Annotated in this window: 23 protein-coding genes; 4 read left to right on the top strand and 19 right to left on the bottom strand. The window is 55.9% G+C overall.

Annotated features, from left to right (window positions below):
- Nucleotides 1-21: 21 nt before the first annotated feature.
- From IE083_RS11455 to IE083_RS11370, 18 genes are all read right to left on the bottom strand, one after another.
- Entirely contained in the window at nt 22-342 is a 321-nt protein-coding gene (locus tag IE083_RS11455; protein WP_189353732.1) for an EscU/YscU/HrcU family type III secretion system export apparatus switch protein, read from the bottom strand.
- Nucleotides 332-1,630 (bottom strand): flagellar hook-length control protein FliK, encoded by a 1,299-nt coding sequence (gene fliK / locus IE083_RS11450; protein ID WP_189353731.1) that lies wholly within the window; start codon nt 1,628-1,630, stop codon nt 332-334. Before fliK ends, IE083_RS11455 begins: the two co-directional genes overlap by 11 nt.
- Nucleotides 1,627-2,004 carry a DUF2802 domain-containing protein gene (locus tag IE083_RS11445; RefSeq protein ID WP_189353730.1) on the bottom strand — a complete coding sequence of 126 codons (378 nt, stop codon included), beginning with the start codon at nt 2,002-2,004 and terminating at the stop codon, nt 1,627-1,629. The genes fliK and IE083_RS11445 overlap by 4 nt, the downstream gene beginning before the upstream one ends.
- A gap of 241 nt (nt 2,005-2,245) precedes the next feature.
- Nucleotides 2,246-2,566 (bottom strand): hypothetical protein, encoded by a 321-nt coding sequence (locus IE083_RS11440; protein WP_189353729.1) that lies wholly within the window; start codon nt 2,564-2,566, stop codon nt 2,246-2,248.
- A complete protein-coding gene (gene fliS / locus IE083_RS11435; RefSeq protein WP_229799725.1) occupies nt 2,553-2,996 on the bottom strand; it encodes a flagellar export chaperone FliS in 444 nt (147 codons plus the stop codon). Before fliS ends, IE083_RS11440 begins: the two co-directional genes overlap by 14 nt.
- A gap of 28 nt (nt 2,997-3,024) precedes the next feature.
- Nucleotides 3,025-5,004 (bottom strand): flagellar filament capping protein FliD, encoded by a 1,980-nt coding sequence (gene fliD, locus IE083_RS11430; RefSeq protein ID WP_189353728.1) that lies wholly within the window; start codon nt 5,002-5,004, stop codon nt 3,025-3,027.
- Between the two features lie 63 nt (nt 5,005-5,067).
- Nucleotides 5,068-5,424: a flagellar protein FlaG gene (locus IE083_RS11425; RefSeq protein WP_229799724.1), complete on the bottom strand. Its 357-nt coding sequence runs from the start codon at nt 5,422-5,424 to the stop codon at nt 5,068-5,070.
- Between the two features lie 137 nt (nt 5,425-5,561).
- Nucleotides 5,562-7,037, bottom strand: coding sequence for a flagellin N-terminal helical domain-containing protein (locus IE083_RS16010; protein ID WP_308426743.1), 1,476 nt, complete (start codon nt 7,035-7,037; stop codon nt 5,562-5,564).
- 119 nt (nt 7,038-7,156) lie between these two features.
- Nucleotides 7,157-9,079, bottom strand: a complete 1,923-nt coding sequence (locus IE083_RS11415; RefSeq protein WP_189353726.1) for a tetratricopeptide repeat protein — start codon at nt 9,077-9,079, stop codon at nt 7,157-7,159.
- 76 nt (nt 9,080-9,155) lie between these two features.
- Nucleotides 9,156-10,220 (bottom strand): pseudaminic acid synthase, encoded by a 1,065-nt coding sequence (pseI, locus tag IE083_RS11410; protein ID WP_189353725.1) that lies wholly within the window; start codon nt 10,218-10,220, stop codon nt 9,156-9,158.
- On the bottom strand, nt 10,201-10,959 hold the full coding sequence (locus tag IE083_RS11405; RefSeq protein ID WP_189353724.1) for a WbqC family protein: 759 nt from the start codon (nt 10,957-10,959) through the stop codon (nt 10,201-10,203). The genes pseI and IE083_RS11405 overlap by 20 nt, the downstream gene beginning before the upstream one ends.
- 8 nt (nt 10,960-10,967) lie before the next feature.
- Nucleotides 10,968-11,573 carry a class I SAM-dependent methyltransferase gene (locus tag IE083_RS11400; RefSeq protein ID WP_189353723.1) on the bottom strand — a complete coding sequence of 202 codons (606 nt, stop codon included), beginning with the start codon at nt 11,571-11,573 and terminating at the stop codon, nt 10,968-10,970.
- Entirely contained in the window at nt 11,554-12,612 is a 1,059-nt protein-coding gene (gene pseG, locus IE083_RS11395; RefSeq protein WP_189353722.1) for a UDP-2,4-diacetamido-2,4,6-trideoxy-beta-L-altropyranose hydrolase, read from the bottom strand. The genes IE083_RS11400 and pseG overlap by 20 nt, the downstream gene beginning before the upstream one ends.
- Complete coding sequence (gene pseF / locus IE083_RS11390) at nt 12,609-13,307, bottom strand: pseudaminic acid cytidylyltransferase (protein ID WP_229799723.1); 699 nt, start codon at nt 13,305-13,307, stop codon at nt 12,609-12,611. Before pseF ends, pseG begins: the two co-directional genes overlap by 4 nt.
- 14 nt (nt 13,308-13,321) lie before the next feature.
- Complete coding sequence (locus IE083_RS11385) at nt 13,322-13,948, bottom strand: pseudaminic acid biosynthesis-associated methylase (RefSeq protein WP_189353721.1); 627 nt, start codon at nt 13,946-13,948, stop codon at nt 13,322-13,324.
- The gene (gene pseC, locus IE083_RS11380; protein WP_189353720.1) at nt 13,945-15,093 is read right to left on the bottom strand and encodes a UDP-4-amino-4,6-dideoxy-N-acetyl-beta-L-altrosamine transaminase; all 1,149 of its coding nucleotides are present in this window, start codon (nt 15,091-15,093) and stop codon (nt 13,945-13,947) included. The genes IE083_RS11385 and pseC overlap by 4 nt, the downstream gene beginning before the upstream one ends.
- Nucleotides 15,090-16,082 (bottom strand): UDP-N-acetylglucosamine 4,6-dehydratase (inverting), encoded by a 993-nt coding sequence (gene pseB, locus IE083_RS11375; protein ID WP_189353719.1) that lies wholly within the window; start codon nt 16,080-16,082, stop codon nt 15,090-15,092. The genes pseC and pseB overlap by 4 nt, the downstream gene beginning before the upstream one ends.
- A 12-nt stretch (nt 16,083-16,094) precedes the next feature.
- Nucleotides 16,095-16,820, bottom strand: a complete 726-nt coding sequence (locus tag IE083_RS11370) for an S-methyl-5'-thioinosine phosphorylase (protein ID WP_189353718.1) — start codon at nt 16,818-16,820, stop codon at nt 16,095-16,097.
- A 413-nt stretch (nt 16,821-17,233) separates the two neighbouring features.
- On the opposite strand from IE083_RS11370, the gene IE083_RS11365 reads away from it, so the two are divergent.
- Both IE083_RS11365 and IE083_RS11360 read left to right on the top strand, forming a co-directional pair.
- Nucleotides 17,234-17,446: a helix-turn-helix transcriptional regulator gene (locus IE083_RS11365; RefSeq protein WP_021264081.1), complete on the top strand. Its 213-nt coding sequence runs from the start codon at nt 17,234-17,236 to the stop codon at nt 17,444-17,446.
- 38 nt (nt 17,447-17,484) lie between these two features.
- Entirely contained in the window at nt 17,485-18,465 is a 981-nt protein-coding gene (locus IE083_RS11360) for a replication protein RepA (protein ID WP_189353717.1), read from the top strand.
- A gap of 464 nt (nt 18,466-18,929) precedes the next feature.
- On the opposite strand, the gene IE083_RS11355 is transcribed toward IE083_RS11360, so the two are convergent.
- Nucleotides 18,930-19,169, bottom strand: a complete 240-nt coding sequence (locus IE083_RS11355; RefSeq protein WP_011806687.1) for a helix-turn-helix domain-containing protein — start codon at nt 19,167-19,169, stop codon at nt 18,930-18,932.
- Nucleotides 19,170-19,313: 144 nt separating this feature from the next.
- Here IE083_RS11355 and IE083_RS11350 point away from each other — a divergent pair, with 144 nt between their 5' ends.
- Both IE083_RS11350 and IE083_RS11345 read left to right on the top strand, forming a co-directional pair.
- Nucleotides 19,314-19,970, top strand: a complete 657-nt coding sequence (locus IE083_RS11350) for a hypothetical protein (RefSeq protein WP_189353716.1) — start codon at nt 19,314-19,316, stop codon at nt 19,968-19,970.
- A 17-nt stretch (nt 19,971-19,987) separates the two neighbouring features.
- Nucleotides 19,988-20,197: a hypothetical protein gene (locus tag IE083_RS11345; protein ID WP_229799722.1), complete on the top strand. Its 210-nt coding sequence runs from the start codon at nt 19,988-19,990 to the stop codon at nt 20,195-20,197.
- Nucleotides 20,198-20,223: the final 26 nt, after the last annotated feature.

Raw genomic sequence — 20,223 nt, 5'->3', positions numbered from 1 at the left:
GCAAGCCGGCCAGTCGCCGGCTCAGGATGGAGAGGGCTGGCGCTGCGCCAGCCACTGTTCGAAATTCATGTCCTTGCCGCCGGCATGATGTTCGAGGAAATACAGGAAGGCGAGTATCTCGGCCACCGCGCGATACAGCTCCGGCGGAATGTGGCTGTCCATGTCCACCTGCATCAGCAGGTTGACCAGCTCCGGCGAGTCGTGCACGAAAACACCGGCATCCTTTGCCTGCTCGATGATGCGCTCGGCCATGCGGCCATAGCCCTTGGCCACCACTTTTGGCGCCGCACTGTCCTCGCTGTAGCACAGCGCGACCGCAGAACGGCGATGCTCAGGCTTCATCGTCGGCCCCGTGCTTGACCAGCAGGCTGGCCAGCGCCAGGCCGGCGCCCTCCAGCGCCGAGCCCAGCCGGCTGCGATACTGTTCGATCAGCTGTGCGGTATCCGCATCATCGGCATCGAACACCACCTGCACCTGCCGGCCCACCATGCGCAGCCGCGCGCCGACGTCACCCAGTGCCGGCAGCGCCAGATTCAGCCGCGTTTGCCATACCGGCAGCTCCAGCTCGCCATCCGCTTCGCGCTCGGCGACTTCCTCGCGCCGGATGTCCCAGTCCACCGCCTGTCCCGGCCACGCCTGCCCCTGGAACACCAGCACTTTCTGCTCGTGCACTTCCAGCTGCTTCTGCACCAGCTGCCCCAGTTCCGGCGTCAACCCTGTCCTGCCCTCGTGCAGCAGCTTGGCCTGCGGCTCCAGCTTCAGCTCTTCCAGCGACAGGCGGCCATCGACCCACGCCCGCTGGTGCGATTCGTAAAAAACACCGCTTTTCTCCACGGTCTGCCGCAGCTGCTCGCCGGCACCCGGCGCCGCCGGATCGGACAGCAGGGTCAGGCTGCCGCGCGCCGCCGATTGCGTTGCCGCATCCAGCAGGCCGTTCAGATAGCGGCCGGCCGAGGTAAAGGCGACCGGCGCCGACTTTTCGTCCGGCAGCGCAGCGAGGCGCAACAGGTCGAACTGCAGCAACGGCGAGGTCGCGCCCACCCGCAACAGCATCGGCTCCTTGGTCAGCAGGCCGTCCGCCGGCGCCTTCAGGTTGAATACCGCGTTCTTGATCAGCACCATCGCGCTGCCGTCTGCCAGCCGCTCCGCCAGGCGGCCGGTGACTACTTCGCCACGGGCGAGGTCGGGCAGCCGCCCCGGTTGCGACAGGGTCTGCAATGCGACGCTGCTGTCGTCCTGCAACGCCGCCGATACCGCCCGTGCCAGCTCGCTGCTGCGCAGCGCCGTCGCCGGGTCCTGCAGCCCGTCCAGCAGGTTGAACGACAATGGCGGCCCCGTCACCACCCGTAGCGACAGCGCATTGCCATCGGCAATCATGCCCTTGGGCAGGGACAGCACAAAGGCCTCGCCCTTGATGGTGGCGGCCAGCTTGCCATCCGGCAGGCGCTCGGTAATGTTGGCAGTAACGGTCTCGCCGGATTGCAATGCCGGCAGGCGGGAAGGCGAAGAGGCGATCGCCACCAGGCTGCGCGCAGCCTCGCGGCTGGGGCGGCTGATGACGGCAGGCGATGCGTCGGCCGCACCGGCCGACTGTTTGCCCGGCGCGATAATCGGGGGCAGGGAAATCATGAAGTGGGGCTATTGCGGTATAGCGACAGGATCAGTTCGGCTTCGCTGCGGGAAATGCCGCAGCGCTCGGCGACATCGGCACTGCCAAGGCCACGCTTGAACATCTCGACCGCCTGATTGTAGGGGCTGATGCCCGCACTGCTGGCCGCCGGCAACTGCTGGCGCGGCCCGTTTCCCGATGCTGCCTGTTGTGCCAGCAGTGCAATATCCTGGATATTGCGCTGTGCGGCCGCCAGCTGCTTTTGCAGCTGCTCATGACTGACCGCCTCGACCGCACGCTCGGACTCGATGCGCAGCAGCCGCTGCCACAGGTAAAAAACAGCCATGGCCTGCGCGATCATCAGGCCAATCAGCAATACCAGATAAATGGTCATGATCACGACTCCGGTAACACGGACACACCTCACGCCCAGGCAAAGGGTGAATGTCCTCAAGCTTGTTGATGCTGGCAGGGTAACGATCACAAGCGATGCCGGCCTGCCCCTGTCATCCGGGAACACGGAGCGGTACGGCAACACTGTTTTTAATATGGCACGCAATCAGCAGGATAACAGTGCCGTTTACAGCTCGACCACCATGCACGAATCCACGGCCTGCATGGCAAAACGGCCCCTGTCAGGGGCTGCTCTTGTAGGCAGAAAGCAGGTTCTGTCGCGTTTTCAGCAATGCAAGTTCCGGTTGCAGCCGGCCCTTGCTGGTGGAGACCTGCTGCGCCAGATCCTGCAGCAGACGCTGGGCATCAAGCAGCTCGGGCAATACCCCGTCGCACGCATCGGCAGGCAATGCCGACAACGGCGACAGCGTCGCCTGTGCCGCCACCAGTTGCTCCGCCAGCACCACCGCCCGCTCCCAGTCCTGCGTCTCGACCGCGGCCGACAGCGCCCGCGCCAACAACAGCCAGTTGCGCCAGTCTTCCGTCAGCTCAGGCTGCGCCATAGATTTTCCCTGTTTCACCCGGCACACTACCCTGCGTGTTGGCGGGCACACCGATCTGCGCCCAGGCATCACGGATTTCATTCAACAGTGCGCACACCTGGTCCAGCAGCGCGGGATCATTATTGATGTTCGCCTGGAACAGCTGGCGGGTGCAGTATTCGTAGAGCTGGTCAAGATTGCTGGCGATGTCGCCACCCTTGTCGTGATCAAGCGCCAGGCGCAAGCCTTCGTCCACGATAGAGATCGCCTTGCCGATCAGCATGCCCTTGTCTGCGATTTGTCCGGCTTCCATTGCGATTTTTGCGCGCCGGATCGCCTGCAGCGCCCCATCCAGCAACATGAGCACCAGTTTATGGGGGGTTGCTGCCAAGACTTCGGTCTCAAGCGCGGAGCGGCCGTAAGCGGCCTGCATCTGCCGGGAAAGTGCCATGATCAAGCCTTAATTGATGTTATCTGCTTCAGGAACTACTTTGCATGCTGCTGATTTGCTGGCTCAGGAAGGTGCTGCTGGCATTCAGTTGCGCCAGCAGGCGGTCCATGGCATTGAACTGGGCCCTGTAGCGCGCCTCGGTCGCCGTCAGGCGCTTGGACACAACGTCCTGCTGCTTCTGCAAGTCTTTCAGCGATGCATTCAAACCCTTGTCAAACGAATCGAGCGTGCCGTTGGTGCTGAGCATCCCCTCCAGCTTCTTGTCCAGATTGAAGGAGAAACCCTGGGTGTAGGTCAGCGAGCCACGGTCACCGATGGTACCACCGCTGATATCGATGGTCAGGCCCTCCACCGGGGTACCGACTGCGCCGATCAGCTTGCTGCCGTCGCCCCGGGCCGCGTAGCCGCCGATGGTACCGGCCACACTCGCCGAGCCATCCACACCACTGCCAGCGGCAAAGCCGGCAAAATCCAGGCCGCTCAGCACATTGACCTTGGATTCGGCACCGGTCTTGACTGAAGAAATCAGCAATTTGCCGCTATCTTCATCGACCGAAACCGAAACCTGCCCCTTGGCCGCCGTCAGGCCGACATCGCTGTTGATTGCCGTCTCCAGCGCCTTGGCCAATTCGGTGGCACTGTTATAGGTGCCGGTTACCTGGGTATTGACCGTGGTGCTGTCAATCATGACAGAAAAGACATTGGTGCCGGATACCGGCAGCGTCGGCACGCTAGCGGCCTGATTGTAGCCATTGGTCAGGGCGCTGACGGAGACTTCGTAGCTGCCGGCCACGGTCTTGGCAGTACTCGACACATAGGACATGCCCTTGCCATCGATCTGGGCACCGGTGGCAAAAAACCTGGCCACGTCGTCCGGCGCGGCCTCGATCGCCTTGCTCAGCTTGGCCGAATCCAGGCTCAGGCTGCCATCTTTGGAAAAACTCAGCCCCAGCTGGCTGGCAACCTGGTAGCTGCCGCTATTGTTGCTCGCCGTACCGAAAGCGGCACGCAGTTGCGTTTCGATGCCGCGAATCGCCGAAACTCCGCTCAACGGCGACGACGAACCGGCCTCTCCCGGAGTCTTGCCCGGTGCCGATGCCGTCGTCTCTTTCAGGACCTTGGTAAAGTCGTTATACGACTTTACAAAATCCTCCAGTGTTTTCTTGATGCCGGCCGTATCGCGGCTGACATTCATCTTCAGCGCCGCATCGCCCGCTTCCTGCTCTTTCTTCAGCGTCAGCGTCACGCCATCGATGGCATCGCTGACGGTGTTGGACTGCTTGGTAATTCTCAGGCCGTCAACATAGAAAACGGAATCCTTGGCCGCCTGCAGCACCGTCATGGTCGTCCCTGCCGGATCGTGGGTCAGGTTCGCCAGCGGTGAAGTGGCACCACCCGCCGCCGTTACCTTCAGCGTGCTCTCGGTGCCGGTCTTGCCGGAGGAATAGATCAGCCGGTAGCCGCTGCCGTCATTCACGATACTGGCACTGACACCGATATTGGCCTTGTTGACTGCATCGCGCATCTGCTCCAGCGTGGCATTGGCCGGGATCTTGACATCTTTCTGGGTCGAGCCGGATAGCGGCGTGAAGGTGGCACCGGAGGTGGTGCCAAAGGAAAAGCTGAGCGTCTCCTCGGTCGCGCCATTGATGGCGGTCTTGCTGCTGGTGAAGATACCCGACGACAGCTTCTGCGCTGCGGCCAACGTTTCCACCTTCAGGCTGAAACCGCCTACCGGTGCCTTGGCGCCGGCACTGATCTCGGCCACGTCCTTGTCGGAAGATGTCGCCGCCAGCGTCTGGTACTTGGCCGGGTCCTGCAGCGCCTTCAGCGCAGACTGGAACGATGCCAGACCACTCTTGACCTGGCCGACCGCCGAGATCTTGCTTTCGAAAACCTGCTGTTTCTGCTGCAGCTGCAATAAAGGGCGGGTTTCAATATTCATCAGCTTGGAAACCAGGCCGTCAATATCCATCCCGGAACCAAGACCGCTCGAACTCAATGCCATGATATGCCTCCCGCCATTATTCCGTCGCGACACCCGCCGGCGCCACGCCTGCTGCCATCAAAATCACGCCTTGCTCTGATACAGAACACCGACCAGCTTGTCCAGGTTCTTGGACATTTCCAGCACTTCTTCGGTCGGAATCTGGCGGATCACCTTGTCGGTGTGCTTGTCGATCACCTTCACGACCGGCACGCCCAGATCTTCATCGATGGAAAAGTTCAGCTCGCTGGCAAAGGTGGCGACCAGCTTGCTGATCTTTTCCGTAGCCTGCGTCAGCTCTTCCTTGTCCGCCACGTTCTTGCCCTGGCTGCCGGCAGCGGTGCTGGAGAGCGCCTGTACCGCAGAGGCGGAAACCGGCACCGTCGGGGCGCTGGCCTGCTGGGCCGGCAACGGCGCCGTACGGCCCGCAGTGTCAGACAAGGGTGTGGCCGCCGGCGTGGCAACAGGCAACAGTGGCGATAATGACGACATAGTACACCTCCAAGACGAAAAGCCTGGCGTGGAGGCCACGCCAGGCACGCTGGGTTACAGGAGAGCCAGGCCCTCGCGCACCTCGATTAACGCAGCAGCGACAGTACGTTCTGCGGCAGCTGGTTGGCCTGTGCCAGCATGGCGGTACCCGCCTGCTGCAGCACCTGGTTACGGCTCAGTTTAGCCGTTTCTGAAGCAAAGTCGGTATCCTGAATACGGCTACGCGAGGCACTCAGGTTCTCCGACGATGTCTGCAGGTTGGAGATGGTGTTCTCGAAGCGGGACTGCAAGGCACCGAACTGGGCGCGCTGGCCGTTGATCGCCTGCAGGGCGGAGTCAACGATCTTGATCGCTTTCTGTGAATTGGCAAACGAAGTCACATCCAGCGAGGCCACGGTTTTCAGTGACGACGAACCACTCAACGCCAGACCGGAACCTGCATCAGTCACAACAAAGCTCTTGTCAGAGTCGAATGTTACGGTACCGACTGCAATCACACTCTTGGTGCTGGCAGTAGCACCACCGGAAGCTACCAGTGCAGGAGTCGTACCAGTGTTGTTATAAGTTGCCAACGTAATATCGGAAGAACCTGTTTTGTTGTCAATCTTGATATCGGCACCACTGGCATTGGTCAGCTTGATGCCACCCAACGAATCCGGATCATACTCGGCAGTAACGCCGGTTTTGCCGCTGGCAGCATTGATCGCATTGATTGCCTCGGCGTAGTCATCGGCATTGGCAACAGTGGCACCAGTACGGAACGATATGGTCTGCGCAGTGGCATTATCAGAAGTAATATCGATAGAGAAGGTGCCGCTGGCACCCAGCGCCAAGTTGGCTTCGGTTTTGGCTTCGGCCTTCACACCGGTTTGCGAAGTCAGCTGATTGATCCCTGCGGCAATGGTCTTGGCAGAATCACCTGTCTTCGTTGTGTAGGCTTTAGAACCAAGAGAACCAGCGACAGTAATAGCCTGTGTCGATACCAAGCTTGTAGCAGAGTTAGTCGTAGCTTGGGCTTTTGTGACATTATTATTGCCGTAGTTGCTGGTACGGAAGTTGGAGCCGGTTGCCGAAATAGTCTGGTTGGCGTTGGCACCGACCTGGAAGGTCAGGGTACCGGACGAACCGTCCAGCAGCTTCTGGCCGTTGAATTCGGTGGTCTGGGAAATGCGGTCCAGCTCGGAAGTCAGCTGCGTCACTTCGGACTGCAGGGCCTGGCGGTCGGATGCCGAGTTGCTGGAGTTGGACGACTGCACCGCCAGCTCGCGGATACGCTGCAGGATGTTACCAGCGGAAGACAGCGCGCCTTCGGCAGTCTGCGCCATCGATACGCCGTCGTTGGCGTTGCGACGTGCCTGGTCCATACCGCGGACCTGGCCGCTCATGCGCTCGGAAATGGCCAGACCAGCAGCATCGTCCTTGGCACTGTTGATGCGCAGACCGGAGGACAGGCGCTGCAGCGAGGTGGACAAGGCGCTTTGGGAACCGGACAGATTACGCTGCGAGTTCAGCGAAGCCACGTTGGTGTTGATGGTAAGCATGTTTAAGTCTCCTTGGGACATAAATCGGCAGTTCAGGGCCCGTCGTCAGAATCACTGCTTGCTCGCCGGTATCCTTGCCTCAGACAAGTTATCGTCCGTCACCAACAAGACTTTAGGATTTTTTCAGCAGAATTCTGCTTTCATGTCCGGCAGTGCTCTTGCTGCAACTGCCATATCACCAATGCTACCTGCTCAACCACCACAGACCATGGTTCATCCGGCTGTTTGCCAAACCGGGTCATCATCGGTACCCACGGGCTTTGCTGCTGCCCCAGCTGAAAACCATTCACCGCTACCGCTTCCAGTTCCAGTACTGGCACCCCTACTGCCGCAGCCAATGCCGCCGTTGCGGTGCAAGGGGCAATAACAACATCGCATGCTGCCATCAATGCCGCGGACGCATCCAGGTCATCAAAATGATCTACTTCTCTGAAGTTATAAAATGGCCGCCCCAGCATGCTCTCGATTTCGGCACACTCTTCCGCTGTGGCGCAATATTGCAGATTAATGAACTCGATTCCGTGTACTTGCAACAATGGTTTTAGCTCGGGCAGCGGTGGATAGTGAATGCCACGGCCACCAGTCAAATCCACACTGCGCCAAGCCAGGCCTACCTTCAAACCGGTTCCAAGCCGGGACAAACGCTGCCGCCAATGCTCTGCTCGCACAGGATCTGCAATCAGAAAGGATTCTGGCGTATGGGCGAAGTTACTACGATGAGGGCGCAGTATCGCACCAAGACTACCGATTGATAATTGGCTAGTGAATTGCTCGAATACCAGCGGATGTGAAGATGGGCGGTCTGCAACAAATACGATATCCGGAAAAGACCGGGAAAAGAGTGTCTGCAATTTTTCATGGCAAACACACAACACCGCATCAAAGTACTGGCTCACCTCCCCAAACATTGATGCCCAGAATATCTCATCACCCAGCCCTTGCTCTCGGTAAAGCAACAACCGTCCTTGTTGCTTGCCTCCCTGCCATTCCGGCCAGGGCAATACTGACTTGCAGCCGGTACGCGGATTAAACCAGCGGCCTTCATATAAGGCCCAAGCCTCTCGCAAGTCATCCCTGAGGGCAAAACAAGTGAATGCAGCAACAAACTGAAATTGACGGTTATCCGGAGATAACACCAAGGCCTTCTGGTGTGCGCGCCAAGACTCCGCCACATCTCCGTAGTCCAATAACAGCCCCCCCTGCAAACTGAACATGCCATCGAATTCCGGGTTATGCTGAATAGCTTCTTGTGCATAATCCATTGCCTGCCCATATAGGCCCTGGGTACGACATAGCTGTGCACGATAACCTAGCAGTTGCTCAGCGGCATAGCCATATTGTTCTGCCTTATTGCAATAGATGAGAGCATCCTCTATCCGGCTTAACTCAATACAAACTCCTGCAAGATTGGCATAAAGCTGGGCATACGTGCTATCAGCAACATCAGGATACTGTGGGAGATCAGCCAGTAACTTTAACCATAAATCATGCGCCTCGATGAACCGTGTCCGCCGATGTAATACTGTTGCATAATTCAGGCGCAAGGCAGGATGTGTTTTCGGATTTTCAATCCATTTCGCAAGGGGACCGGTATCAGCATCAAAAAGCTCATGCTCCAGAAAAAGATAGAGCAAATTTATATAGACTGATTCAGGACAACCCGGCAATACCAATGCCTGGCAAAAAGCCCTGTAGGCCTCCGGATATCTACCGATTTTTACATTTGCCTGCCCTAAGGCATCCCATAGTTCAGATCGATTATTCGAATGTGCCAATAGTTCATGCAAATGCTCAATTGCAATAACAGCATTATCAGTAGCCAGCCAGCAAGAGATACGATTCAGCTGCATAGGCTGATTATCAGGCTGCACTTTCAGTACCTGATTGAAAAAAGGAATTGCTTCAGAAAATCTTTCCTGACGCATCAATGCCGAGGCTAGAGTGCCAGCTGCAACTATATCTTGCGGATGTTTTTCCAGATGTTTCTTCGCCAACCGGATGGCCCTTGAATCATCCCCACCATTAAAAGCTTGCAGATATTTCCCAGAAATATGCTGATTCATAGTTGCATCCTAAAATCAATACTTGACATTAGTAATTAATCATCAGATAGAATATTGAATTTTATAAAATACTTTATTATCCAGCTGTTTTATCAAGAACTTCCCATGTCACTGGACAGCCATAAGTTACCGGCTGAACAAGACGACAGCCGAGGATACTGGCCAGATATTTCGGTGCTAACCCGAAGGCCGGACGGACCGAGCGAACAGCATCCGGAGTGATGAGGTCTCCTGGCTGCAAATCCTTAACAAAATACAATGAGCGGCGGAATTTAAGATTACCTTGCTCGCTGCTTTTAACCGCATAATCAACCTGACCCAGTGCCTGCCAAGCCGTTTTCACATCACGACATAAACTGGCAAATGCTGATGGATCCAGCGAAAAAGCTTCGTCAACACCTCCATCAAGGTGATCCAAAGTGAAGTGTTTTTCAATCAGCGCCGCCCCAAAAACCACACTGGCCACTGCAGTTGCCGATTCCAGGGTGTGATCAGACAGTCCGACTACATGGCCAAATCGCTGCTGCATATCCAGCAGGGTACGCAGGTTGTAATCTGTCGCTGGTGCCGGGTAACCGCTGACACAATGCAAAATAGCCAGCTGCCGGCAACCACCATCGTATGCCGCGGCAATCGCCTCATGAATGTCATCCACACTGGCCATGCCAGTAGAAATAATCAATGGCTTACCTGTCGAAGCGGCATAGCGGATCAAGCCGACATCAACAATTTCACAGGAAGCAATCTTGTAGGCCGGAGCATTAAGGTCTTCCAGCAGATCCACTGCACTTTCGGCAAATGGCGTACTGAATAGCGTAATGCCCAAGTTGGCCGCATACTCAAACAAAGGGGGATGCCACTCCAGAGGCATCTGTGCGGCACTGTACAAGTCATACAGATTCTGGCCATCCCACAGCCCACCCTGCACTGCAAAATCTTCAGTACGGATATCCAATGTCAGCATATCTGCAGTATACGTCTGCAGTTTGACGGCATCGGCACCGGCGGCTTTGGCCGCACGAATGGTCGCAAATGCTCGCTCCAGACTGCCATTATGGTTGGCCGACATTTCAGCCACCACATATGGTGGAAAGCCAGCACCAATTTTGCGGCCGCTGATTTCAATAACTGGTAACTTCATTGGTTTCCCCCGTCACATAGGCACGCGTTGCCGCTAGCCCCAAGTGCGCGATCTGATCGATGATTGACAGGTAAGAGACAAATTGCCCGTCCCCAATTTGTGGATAGGGAATCGGCTCGAATTGCTGGAAATGCAACCGGGCCCGGGCAAACTTGGTAAAACCATCCTGCCCCAGATATGCCGCAGAACCTTGCGGAGACAAATAATCAGTGGCTCCCAGCTTCCGGCAAATAGCATCCAGATGCTCGGAGCGTCGCCCGCCACAAGCCAGATCACGAGCCCGTACAAACCGGGTTGGCAGGGCCAGTGCAGTAGCAATATTCTTGATCAGGCTGATATTGATGTCGGCCAGATGCTGCTGCTCATCTTCCAGAAAAGCATCATCAAACAAGACCATGACCTGATCAATGTACGGGCTGATACGGTAGTTTTCCCAAACCAGATCGCGATGAGCTTTGCGCCACGCAGTGCCATCAACAAGAATGTCTTCAATTTTGGTGTTGAGTGGACTTTTGATAACAGGAAGACGCAAAAAAAATGCTGCTTTTTGCCTCAAAATCCGGTTTTGGCATTGCCAAGACTGCCTCTCATATTGCACATCATCCAAGAAAACAAAGTGCTTCACACGGGCAATCAAATTGAAATATCCACTCCATGGCAGATAAGTTGGCTGCATGATGGCACACCACAGCGGATCAGTTTGCTTGGCCGTACTGGTATCAAAAGCTTTCTGTAACATTCCGTTACTTATCCCTGCTTATAGGCATAAACCGCAAATTCAAATGGAATTGATCCCGCCTTAACCAGATAGTCATGACGTAAGGTTACAAATGGTGTCAACTCACGCTTCACAAAGGTGAACACCTGCTCCGGTGATACATAAAACAAGCCCTCGTCGAAATAATCGACATAGCTACTCAGCATGTTAAATGCCACGCCATGGCGAACACGGGCAAACAGTTCACGAAGGGTTTGCTGGTAAAAGGCAACATTGTCCGCCATGCGATTGTTGAACACGCCACTGACAAAAGCATAGTCAAACTGCTCAGCGGCAAACTCGTCCCAATAGCCGAAACGACCATGAGGATTGACCTTCTTTGCAAGCGGAAAAAAATCCTCTACACCATCGACACCGGTGTAATCGCACTGGATACCGGATTGGGTGAGATAGGTTAACAAGTGGCCGGCACCACAGCCGAAGTCCAGAATCTTGCAACCTTGCAATGGCGCGATCTGGCTCAGAATTTCATAGCGCCGCTCTTGAGATTCACGACTGGAATACTGTGCGGAAAGATAGGAGCTGCCATATTGCTGCGCCAGGGACTTGTAGTGTTCATACAGTGTCGGATCCACCAGTATTCTCCATGATCCATTCGGCAACGCGCTCCGCGCCACCATATTCAAACTGCCGGTACAGCCGGGGATGCTGGATAGGCAAACGCAACAGTTGCTGATGTAAACCAGCCGCTGACAGACACAGAGTAAAGTCCTCGACAAAGCAGGCCACGCCCGCCGCCTCCAGCGCCTTGGCCACCTTGACTTGGATGTCCGACACGGCAACCAGCAGACTAGGTACATACAAGCTGGCTAGTTCATAAGCCGTAAAACCGCAGCTGATGATGGCAAAGTCAGCCTGGCGCATCAAATTCGCCATCTGCGGTGTATTGCATGCAAATGACCAGCCTTTCTCATGACAGCGTTGTTCTATCTCGTCGCGTAATGGGTTATTGGCCCCTACCACAACCTGCAACGACGGCCATTCCAGCGCATTGACCAGTTGCCAAGTATAGCCACACGGATCAGCACCACCAAAGAATGCCAATCCACGCTGTAATATCTTGCCAGGCTCCAGAGTGGCAGGCTGCTGAAAACCCGCTCCTAACAATAGGTAATGCGGCCCTAACAGCTGTCGCGCTGTAGCAGGAAGTAATGCTTGGTAGCGAGAATGCTGGCCAAAATCAATATTCTGATCCAGTAGTGCATCGCAATCATGTGGACGGTCGGCCAAATCATCAATTACCAATATGCGCCGGACAACAGGACGTAGTCGCCGCTGCCAACGCGCATCCAGACCGTAATGATCCAGCACCAGACAATCAACCTCCTGCCCCTGTAATGCCACAACCGTTTGCTCGGCATCATCCTGCCAGCTACCACCGACCCATGCAGCATGCACAGGAAAATCATCGATAGCAAGCAAGGTATGGCATGTCAGTAAGATTATGCTGAAGCCACGCTCAATGATCAGATCAGCAAGATGTCCCGGATGTGCTTTGCACACAAAATGACATTTCGCCCCCTGCTCCCGTAACGCCTGCGCCAGCGTCAGGCAACGCATGATGTGGCCGGAACTGATGGCAAAAGAAGCATCAGCACGGAAGACGACATTCACCGGAATATCTCTGGAACGTCCCGCAAGGCGCGTTGCAGGTATTCGGCACGCACCCAATCCGCCGGAGTATCGATATCCTGCACACGATAATGCGGAATTTCCAGTGCGATCGCCGCTGGGCTGTATACGCTGACACCATCAAGCCATGCTTGAACTCGCCCCCAATAGAACTGACCAGCATCGTGATAGCAGGGCTCCAGATCCTGCGAACGGGTCTGGTAGTACTCTGGCTGCCTCGCCTCGACACTACCATCGGCCAGCTTGCGCAAGGCACGCTGGATCGGAAACGGGTACACGGTTACCGGAAAGGCAAAGGCTTTATCTGGCCTGTCACTTAGCTGCCGGTAACCGGCACGCAAGTCTTCAACACAAAGCAGTGGCGCGGTCGCATAAATGCAGCAGCACAGCGCCTCCGGGGGCAAGCCCAGCATGGCGATAGCATGTCGAATGACATCCAGTGTAGTGGTGTGATCATCGGCCAGGGCTCGCGGACGCCTGAATGGCACCTCGGCACCATGGGCCTTCGCAACCGCCATGATTTCCTCATCGTCAGTGCTGACCACGATACGGTCAAACAGCCCACTGGCCTTGGCTGCCGCGATAGTGTGGGCAATGACGGGAATACCGTTAAAAAGACGGATGTTCTTGTGCGGAATACGCTTGCTGCCCCCCCGCGCCGGAATCAGGGCAACCACTGGCACTATTGCAGTCACTGCCGCTTCTCCAGTAGAAACCAATTCATATCGTCTTGCGGAAACAGATGATCACGGTGATAAATAAAACCATAATCGCGCAGCATCAGGTCTGGATAACGGTCCAGCATTTCACCGGCAAAATCGCGCTTAAATAGTTTGCCATGCTCACCCCGATAAACTACTTCCACCGGGGTTGGGTTGTAATACTCGGCAATGAGGACATACCTGGCAGACAGGGCATGCAGCTTCGCGTACGCCTGTGGCAGCATCTCTGGATGTTGGTGTATCAGCACTCCCTTGATCAGGGCAAGATCAAACTGCTCATCCGTAGCCACGTCCAGCAAGGAGCCCAAACGGGCCTCAATCCCAGGCAGCTGTGCCAGAGTACGGTGCGCCTTGGCATTGATCTCCACTCCAACCCGCCGTACTGCCGGCAACAGCAAGCCCAAGGCCTGCAGGTTCAACCCGATATTGGCACCCAATTCAATAACTGAACCCAGCCCCTGCACCTGTTGCAGTGCGCGACTGAAAAATGCCAGGTTGGAAGCCAGCAAAGGTTGGCCGCAATTACGATCAACATAGGCATCACCAAAATTACCCTGCCAAAAACTCTCTTGCTCGGTCGGCACCCGTTGGCTCATGCAAATTCTCCAGAATTCAAAACACTAACAATCTGCTCAACATCCACCGTTCCCAGCCGGGTATGCAATGGTAGCGTCAGTGCCGTTGCGTAATACAACTCGGCCTGCAGACAATAACCTCGCTCAAAGCCCAAGGTACAGTAATACGGCTGCCAATACACTGGGATATAATGTACGTTGGCTGCAATGTCATTCACTCGCAATTGTTCAAAATAATAGCGGCGCTCCTCGGCATCGCGACAACGCACTACATAAAGGTGCCAAGCCGATGCTTCAGCTTCAGGTGTCTGCAACGGCGACACTGCACCCGAACCCAATAATGCAGTGTACTGTGCCACCAATTGGCGCCGCTGCTGCAAGAACTGCGGCAAGCGAGCCAACTGGCTGAGTCCGAGGGCAGCCTGCATCTCGGTCATCCGGTAATTGAAGCCCAACAGCTGCTGCTGATAGTACCATGGACCATCCCAGGCCTCGTCCGCACCATGCTCACGGGTAACTCCGTGACTGCGCAACAGGCGCATCCGTTCCACCAGTGCCGGGTCCTTACAGCACGCCATTCCTCCCTCTCCACACGCCACCAGTTTGACCGCATGGAAGCTGAATACGGTGATGTCGCTAAAGCGGCAGTTACCTACCGGCTCTCCCTGATAGCAGGCACCCAAGGCATGCGAGGCATCCTCAATCACCTTGAAGCCGTACTGCTGCGCCAACCGGGCAATCTCGGCCATCTCGCAGGCTTGACCGGCAAAATGCACCACAACCAATACCTGTGGCAAGGTACCATTCTGACTGGCAATCACCAGTTTGGTTGACAGCGATAACACGGAAAGATTGCCGGTCTCTGCATCGATATCGACAAAGTCGACCTCGGCACCGCAATAACGAGCGCAGTTGGCAGACGCCACAAAGGTGTTGGGTGAGGTCCACACCCGGCTCCCCGGCCCGACTTGCAGTGCCAGACATGCCAGATGCAATGCTGCAGTGGCACTAGAAACCGCTACTCCGAATCCGGCCTGACAATAATCAACAACGGCTCTCTCGAAACGGGGCACCACAGGCCCTTGTGTCAGCCAATCAGTCCGTAGCACCTCAATTACCGCGGAAATATCATCCTGATTAATATCCGGGCACGCGTAGGGAATCATAAATCTTGGTCCAGTATACGCAACTCTTCGACACTGAGAAAATGTGAGTTACTATCTGAAGTATATTTAAAACCCGGCTGCACGGCAACTCCTCGCTCGCCTAACGGGTTGCATTGATAATCAGGCATACTATTAAACTGTATAGATGGAACAATAACATAATGATCAATAAATTCGAGAGCATGCAAGCTATCATCTCTTGAAATCATCATTTCATGCAATTTCTCACCCGGTCGAATCCCGATAATTCTTTTTGGTAAAGATGGAGCAATAGCCTCAGCCAGATCAACAATCCTGACCGATGGGATCTTCGGTATAAATAGCTCCCCCCCCTGCATACGATAAAACCCTTGAAGAACAAACTTGACGCCTTGGTTTAAAGTAATCCAGAAACGGGTCATCCGCTCATCAGTAATTGGTAGGGACTCTACTCCGGCAGCCAGTAGTTTATGAAAAAATGGTACAACAGAACCCCGTGAACCAACTACATTACCATAGCGGACCACAGCAAACTGGATCGGATCACTTCCTGTAATGTTATTAGCTGCAACAAACAATTTGTCAGAAAGTAACTTGGTCGCACCATACAAATTTACAGGACTGGCCGCCTTATCTGTTGACAGTGCAATTACTTTCTTTACTCCATTAGCAATTGCTGCCGCAATTACATTTTCGGCACCATGTACGTTTGTCTTGATACACTCAGATGGATTATACTCGGCAGCTGGCACTTGCTTTAATGCTGCTGCATGAACCACATAATCAACACCCTGCATTGCCTGCATTAGCCGCTCTTTATCACGAACATCCCCAATAAAAAATCGCAAACAAGGGTTATTAAAATCCTGTTGCATTTCATATTGTTTCAGTTCATCACGAGAAAACACAATAACTCGCCGTGGATGATAGCTCTCCAGCAGACTAGTTATAAAACAACGACCAAACGAACCCGTACCACCAGTAATGAGAATACTTTGATCATTAAACATGGCCATACCCATTTACATGAATAGCGTTAATAGGATTTTTTCCACTTCCCTGACGTGCAAACCTATCCGGGCCTCATCAAAACGAACTATCTCAGAGCACCCCTTGCCGGCCGCCCAGTTCACCACCAGGCTGAGATTGGCATAAGGCAAGGCCAGCTCCCGTGCCAGTGCCGCCTCCGGCATGCCGGTCATGCCGACAATGTCGGCACCATCCCGCTCGATGCGGCGGATTTCCGCCGCACTCTCCAGCCTTGGCCCCTGGGTGCAGGCATAGACCGCGCCGTCGATCACGCTCAGGCCGGCCTTGCGGCTGGTTTGCAGCAGACGGGCCCGCAGCTCGCCATCAAACGGCCAGGTGAAATCGACGTGCACCACCGGCTTGTCCGGCCCCTCGAAAAAGGTGTGCTTGCGGCCCCAGCTGTAGTCGACGATGTTGTCGGGGATTACCAGACTGCCCGGCACCATGTCCGGGCGGATGCCGCCGACGCTGCCGATGGCAATCACCCCCTTGACGCCGACACTGTGCAAGGCCCAGATGTTGGCACGGTAGTTGATCTCGTGCGGGGCGATGGAATTGCCGTAGCCGTGGCGGGCAATGAACACCACGTTCTGCATGCCGATGCGGCCGAAGGTCAGCGCGCAGGATGGATCGCCATACGGGGTACGCACAACCTGGCGATGGGTGACTTCGAGAATGGGCAATTTGACGAGGCTGCTGCCTCCGATAATGGCGAGCATGACGTTCTCCTTGTTATGGCTGCTCTGTGCCGGATTCTAATGCGCAGGCATGAAAAAAGCCCGCAACATTTACGGTTGCGGGCTTGCCGGTTTCCAACTTGGTAAGCTGGTGTTTAATGAGCGCGCCGGGTAGTGCCTGGGAAAAGCCAGCCAGCTTAGACGTTAAAACCAAAATTTGGCCAGAAAGCGTTCATAGAAGCGGCATTGCCTCTGCTTTTACTCATATTGTAGTCACTTCCATATACACTTTGGCCGCTGCTACCTGGAGCGAGGCCCGCGCATCACTTGCCTGACCCGCATTGCTGCTGTCGGATTTTTTGCTGCAAAAATTCCCTTCCGGGAATCCGTGACCGCTGCCGGGTCGTCGCCTGAAACTTCCTGCATCGACTTTCAATGTGCAGGAGGTGGGGACGATGAAAATTCTACGCCGCAAGGCCGTCTGCGAAAAGCTTGGCGGCATCAATGACGTAACGCTCTGGCGGATCACACGCGATGATCCGACATTCCCGGTATGCATCCAGATCAACAAGCGGGTTGTCGGATGGCTGGAACACGAGATTGATACCTGGCTCGGACAGAAGGCCGCTGCTGCCCGCACCGCCAACAACAACGCTGTCCATCCCTGATCGCTGCGATCCCGCCGGCCAAGGGTCAGGATTTGACGATGCGCAGCATGGGCAATTTGCTGGAGCAGATCAGGCAGAAAGCCGCCGAGGTGACGAAGCAGGCGGAGCAGCACGACGCCGCCCGTGCATTGACTCCACGGGTGCGCCACCTGATCGACGAAGCCGTGGAGATGGAGATCGAGCAGGCCCGCAGCGCAGGTGCGACAGGCTACATCGCGCACTTTCTGGCGCAGGCTACGCTCCCCCACACAGACCCCAAGAGCAACTATTTTGAGCGAGGCACTGGCAAGCTGACCCTTTCCATCACAGCCAACCCCAAGTATGGCGTGCCCTATGGCGGTCTGCCGCGCCTGCTGTTGGCGTGGATGTGTACCGAGGCCGTCCGCACAGGCAGTCCGGAGCTATCGCTGGGGCGCTCACAGGCGGAATTTCTGGAAAAGCTCGACCTGTACAACGATGGCCGGTACATCGCCAGAGTGCGTGACCAGAGCTTGCGGCTAGTCCGCTCGCTGATCTCCGTCAGCGGCGCGGACGGGGATGCACTGGGTATCGAAAACATCCTGATCGCCAAACGGGCATTTCTCTTCTGGAACGCCCGCGACACTGAGCAGCCCGCACTGTGGGACAGCTCAATCACCCTCAGTACGGACTTCTTCGAGAGCCTGACCCATGCTCCGGTGCCGATCAGAATGGAGGCGCTTCAAGCGCTCAAGAAGTCGCCTCTGGCGATGGATATCTACACATGGCTGGTCTACCGCATGTTCAGTCTGAACGTGGCGACAATCAAGGGCGGCAAGCGGCTTGCTCAGGTGCCTTGGGCTGGCTTGATGAGGCAGTTCGGCTCTGGCTATGCGAATACTCCTAAGGGGCTGGCCAACTTCAAGACCAATTTCCGCCTCCGGCTAAATGAAGCGCTGCTGTTCTATCCCGAGGCTCGGAACCACATCGAGGAAACGAGAGACCACCTGATCCTCACCCCTGCACGCCTACATATCGCAGCGACCAAGAGGAGAGGATAAGCCTGTGGGCTTTTCGGGTTGTCCACGTGACATCACTAGTAAGGCTGAAACCCTTGCCAGAGCTGGCTTTGGTGCCATTTCTGCAAGTTGTCCACGTGACATTGCTAGTCATCGGTACGTGACATCGCTAGCCGTTTTACGTGACATCGCTAGTCACGGCCGACGTGCGGAATCGCCTGTAAACCCCACTGGGACTGGGATTCAGCGAAATGGAGAGACCGCCCCTAGTAGTTCTGCTTTTAGGCTTTTCTAGTATTTATAGAAAACCTAGTAGCTGCCGCTCTTCGGCTGTGGGCAATCCTTCGCACCCTCCGGTCGCTGCGCGGCTACTCGTTATTTAAAAATAGCAGGGCTACTTGGCGTCGGCTGTTTCCAATATGCCTTCGGTGGGCCTGCCCGGTGGTCTTGCCCACTCGCTCCTTTCAGACGACATCGTAACGTTACGATAACGTAGCGTTACGATGTTACGGTGCAGGCTCCTGTCCAGCAGCCGGCGCCTCCAGCAGTACTGAAGGCTCCACCCCCAGCGCCTCGGCCAGCTTGAAGATGTTGAGCAATGCGATGTTGCGCTGCCCACGCTCAACCCCCCCCAGATAGCTGCGTGCCAAGCCACTTTCCAGTGCTAGGCGTTCTTGCGACCACCCTCTGGTCTTTCTGATTTCTATCAGCTTCAGGCCGAAGCGTAGTCGGGGATCAAGGGCCATATTTCTCTCTTCTTTAAAGAGAAATGACTCTATGAGTACCCCCTCTATAGGGCTACGCCCGATAAGTACCCGCACTATGAGTGACAATTGAATGCAGGCGCCATAAAATGGTCTCTATGAGTAACAAAATGGAGGAAATGACGTATGGCAAGCGTCTGGAAGACTGCGGGGATGGGAGCGGCGGCGGCGCTGGCAGTTCCGGCGGCTGGGCTTTCAGGTCTTGCTGCCGCTGGTTTTACGCTGATTCTTGTACTGGCGATGGTCGGCGTGGGGCCTGCGCGCCTGTCACAGACATCGCTTTGGGGGCTGTTGACCAGTGAGCTGATGCTCTATCTGCTGATTTCGCTGGCGATCTTCACGCTGTCCTTCCGCTTTCTGGCACGTCTGCAGGCCCGCTGTCAGGCCCTTGTCGCCAGGATCAACGCCCAGCAGGGGCTGTCATTCGATGCTGGACATCTCCTGGGTTATCCCGCGCCGGCATTCCTTGTTTTTGACTCCAGGAATCGCAAGCTCGCGGCCTGCGATGTGGTCAATGACGCATACAAACTGCACGACTTCTCTTGGCTGCTCGGCTGGCAGATGACCTGGCGCGAGGTCGAGAGCATGGAGATGAACGGCGGTAGCCATCAGGTCAACCGCACAGGCATGAGCGTGCCGACCTTCGAGCGCACCGTACGCGCCAAAGACTTTGCCATCGAGCTGCAAACCGCCGATCCGCAACGACCAGTGCTCAGTTTCCCCATGAGCCGTCGGGCGGCGGAAACCTGGTGTGCCCGGCTCAATGCCCTCTTCAACGGATAAGCTCGCGAGGAACTGCGATGAAACACTACCGGAGCTTGCTGCTTCTGCCTTTTGTATTGACGGGCTGCGCCACAACCGACATGCAGGGGGCGCTGGATTCACTGAGCGGACTGGGACAATCCATTGGGACCAGTCTGTCGCAAGCGGCTACGCCCGCAAGCGCGGCAAACCGCAACAGCCTGCTGGGCACTCCACTGCATAACGCCTTGCACCAGAATCTTTCGTAAGCGTCCAGCCCGTCCACCTATCCACC

The sequence above is a fragment of the Vogesella fluminis genome (genome assembly GCF_014652335.1).
GTDB lineage: Bacteria > Pseudomonadota > Gammaproteobacteria > Burkholderiales > Chromobacteriaceae > Vogesella > Vogesella fluminis.
The sequence above is the reverse complement of the archived record's forward strand: the minus strand, read 5'-3'. Positions and strand labels throughout refer to the sequence as shown.